This window comes from Dietzia sp. DQ11-38-2 (genome assembly GCF_014145055.1).
GTDB lineage: Bacteria > Actinomycetota > Actinomycetes > Mycobacteriales > Mycobacteriaceae > Dietzia.
On record NZ_JAALDW010000258.1, the window covers coordinates 5,984 to 9,679 of the forward strand.

General features: G+C 71.5%; 2 protein-coding genes and 1 pseudogene. 2 read left to right on the forward strand and 1 reads right to left on the reverse strand.

All coding sequences use genetic code 11. The annotated features are described in order from the left end of the window. Nucleotides 1-775 (reverse strand): annotated as a pseudogene (locus G6026_RS17280) (type VII secretion protein EccC); the annotation flags it as partial. A gap of 247 nt (nucleotides 776-1,022) precedes the next feature. Between G6026_RS17280 and eccD the strand changes: the two are divergent. After that, on the forward strand, nucleotides 1,023-2,561 hold the full coding sequence (eccD, locus tag G6026_RS09500; RefSeq protein ID WP_182613016.1) for a type VII secretion integral membrane protein EccD: 1,539 nt from the start codon (nucleotides 1,023-1,025) through the stop codon (nucleotides 2,559-2,561). Further along, nucleotides 2,558-3,696, forward strand: a 1,139-nt coding sequence (gene mycP / locus G6026_RS09505; RefSeq protein WP_182613017.1) for a type VII secretion-associated serine protease mycosin, incomplete at its 3' end; no start/stop codon positions are given. The genes eccD and mycP, both read left to right, overlap by 4 nt.

Sequence of the window (3,696 nt, forward strand, 5' to 3'; positions counted from 1 at the left end):
AGGCTCGACGTGCCTGCCCCTCGCTCGCGGCTACCGCGATGCGGACCCGGTCGGGCCCGTGGGTCACGGCGAGGCCCGCCAGCGCGGCCCGGGCAGCGGCGCGCACCACGTCGACATCGCCGTCCAGGGAGACGACGGCGAAGGCCCGCAGCTCCACTGCGACCGGCAAGCCGTCCACCACCGAGTGGACTCTGGCGAAACGCCTCATAGCCACCACCGAGACCGGTTCGAGGTCGTCCACCGGACCGGTGTCGGGCGCGGACAGTCTCGTCGCCAGCGACTGTCGTCCGGGACCCAGACGTGCAGTGAGGTAGTCGGCATCGCCCTCCTCCCGCTCCCACATCCGTGGGGTCCCCACCAGCGCGGGCAGTCCTGCCGGGTCCGGGTGCCTCCACAACGCGGCCCGCCGTTGCGCGGCCGCGATCTCGCGGACTTCTTCCCGGGTCTGCCCCAGGTACCGCAGGTAGTCCTTGCGCAGTTCGTCAGTCTCGCCGGTCTTGTTGCCGCCGGACAGGGTTCCGGCGAGCATGCCGACGGCGGACACGGCCATCATGACCGGGAAGAGAATGAACATCGGGTTGCGCATCATCCCTGTCCGCAGCATCACGACCACCATGCCGGCCACGGCGACGACCAGGATGATCGGGAGCACGATCTGGACGAGGGGCCGGGGAGTGGGCCGGGGCAATCCTGGCGGGGCCTGCAACTCGAGCTCGCCGGTCGGCACCACCGGGGGCTCGACTCGCTCGCCACGGGTGAAGACCACGTCTCCCATCCGCGCCCTCCTCCCGTGCTGATGCCCCGCTTGGTGCCCCGCCTGATGCCCGCCGTCGTGTCCTCCGGCCGGTTCCAGACCGGCCGGCCCCCACCCGGTCCCAGAGGAGGGCCCCCCACGAGTACGCCCCGCATTCGACAATGGTCGCCGTGTCGAAGCGCGATGTTAGGGCAGTTCACGTCGCGACGGGGACCTCAACCCACCGGGAGGACAGTGTCGGTGAGTCGGACGAGTGGAGGATTCTGGGGTGACGGGACAGAACGAGCTCCGGGCGGTGGCGTCCGGCGTCGAACCGCTGGACCAACGTCGGGTGTCGATCGTGTGCCGCACCACCCGTGTCGACCTGAGTTTGCCGGCCCACCTGGAACTCGTCGCCGTGATCCCAGAGGTCGTCGACCTGGTCCGGGATCGGATAAGGGCGGCCGCGGGACCCGCCTCGCACGTGGACGTGGACTCCGAGATGGGCGGCAGCGCGAACGGGTCATGGCAGCTCTCCAGGCTGGCGGGCGGGCCGCTGGCCATCTCCGAGACACTCGCCCAACAGCGCGTGCACGACGGCGAGATCCTCGTGCTTGACCACCGGCCCGTGCCCACACCGGCACCGCTGTTCGACGACGTTCTCCAGGGGCTGACCGATCCCGACGTCGCACGCTCCCGAATCTGGGGACGCCGCGACGCCGTCGCAACAGCCACCGCGGCGATCGCCGTGGCCGCGGCGGCCGCTGCCACCGCGCTCGTCACGCAGTGGCGGCACACCGACGGGATCCTGACCCCTCTGGTCGCGGCGCTGTTCGCCGCGGTCGGACTCGCGACGGTCCTCACCCTGCGGCGGTTCGATGCCCCCGGGTCGACTCACGCCGTGGCAGCGGCCGCCACGATCGGGTTCACGGTGATCGCGGCAGGCACCATCGGTGCGGCCCCGGTCGGAGCGGGGAGTGTGGTGGGTGGCCTGACCGCGGGATCCGTGGTCGCGGGTCTGTTGCGGTGCACCGTCTTCCGCCCGGCTCCCGGTCGGTCATACGGTCTCGCGGCGGGATACCTGGCCCTGACGCTGGTGACGGCCGTGGGGGCGATCTCCGCGACGGTCGCCGCGTACACCACCGTGCCGGTGCACGCCATCGGGGCCGGTGTGGTTCTCCTGGGCCTGCTCATCCTCACTGCCGCACCCGGCGTTTCGGTCTCGGCGGCCCGCATCCCGATCCCAGCGGTCCCGGCTCCCGGGGAGGACATCGATGTCGGCGAACTCGGCCACGTCGGTCGCGACGTGAACACGGGGCATCCCGACGATCTGCGGAGACACGCACCCCTCCCCACACCGGCAGCGCTCAGGCATCGCTTCCTCACCTGTCGCTCGTGGCTCACCGGCCTGCTGTCCGCTGGGGGCGCCGCATGCACGGCCGGCGCGCTGATCGCGTTGAGCGGCACCGGTGGATCCCCCGGATGGTCCGCTCCTCTGGCACTGGCGGTGATCGTGATGTTGGTGCTTCGCGGGCTGGGTTACTCCGATCGGGTCCATACCAATGTGCTTCTGGGGTCGGCTCTGGCCCTGGCGGCCGGTGTACTGATCGGGGCGGCGTTCACGCATACCTCGCCGATCGGAGTCGTCGTCCCCGCCGCTGCCGCGTTCGCCGCTGCTGTCGCCATCGCGGTGACGGCGCTCCCGCAGGTGGAGCTCTCCCCCGCCGTGCTGCGTGCGGTCGGGACGATCGAGGTGCTGGTGATCTGCATGATGGTTCCGCTCGCGGTCGGGGCCATGGACGTCTATTCGACCGTCCGTCAGCGATGAGACCGGTCGTCGCGCTCTCCCTCGCCACCACCGTGGCGATGCTGACCGCCCTCGGCGCGGGCGGTCCGTCAGCGGTCGCTCTCGAACGCCCCTCCATCGACGGCCCCCTGCCGGAGGTCGGCCCTATCGATCCCGTCGCCGCGGAGCCCGGTTCGTTGCGGTTCGGCGGTCCCTGCCGCACGACCGCCGCGGTCCTCGATCCGTCCGCCCCTCCCCCCTCCGCGACATCCGCCGACCTCAGCGCGGCCTGGATTCACGGAAGGGGCGAAGGGCAGGTGGTCGCCGTCATCGATACCGGTGTCAACCCGGGCCCCCGGCTACCACGCGTCCGTGGTGCGGGTGACCTCGTGCCCGGCCGGGACGGCACCGAGGACTGCGATGCGCACGGCACACTCGTCGCCGGGGTGCTGGCCGCGATCGAGGACGACTCGGGACACTCCGGCGTCGCCCCGGGCGTCGAGATCGTCTCCATCCGGCAGTCGAGCAGTGTCCTGAGAACCACTGAACGTTCATCCGACGACTCCGTGGTCGGATCAGGTGTCGGCACGCTGACGTCCCTCGCCAGGGCGATCCGCGCGGCTGTCGACGCGGGCGCGGGCGTGATCAACATCTCTGAGGTCGCCTGCGTTGCCGCCGGCACCCCGCTGGCCGACGAGACGCTCGGCGGGGCGATTCGCTACGCCGCCGTCGATCACGACGTCGTCCTGGTGGCGGCTGCGGGAAACGTCGGCCAGACCTGCGGAGACCAGAACCCCGATTCCCCCGACCCCACACGAGCCGGTGATGACGGCTGGGACGACGCGCTCACGGTGGCGGTACCCGCCTGGTACGACGATCACGTGCTGGCCGTGGGCGGCGTGGGACCGGACGGGGCCGCCGCGGACTTCTCACTCCGGGGCCCGTGGGTCGATGTCGCGGCCCCTGCGGTGGACCTACGCTCGGTCGGTGCGGACGGCGCGGGGGTGTCGGACCTCGTCGTGGACGGGGACGGAACCCGTTCCTCCATCAGTGGGACGAGCTTCGCCGCTCCGTTCGTGGCCGGCACCGCCGCGCTAGTCCGGCAGGCATATCCGGGTCTCACCGCCCGACAGGTGATCGCGCGGATCAAGAGCACCGCGATCCCCGCCGCCGGCGG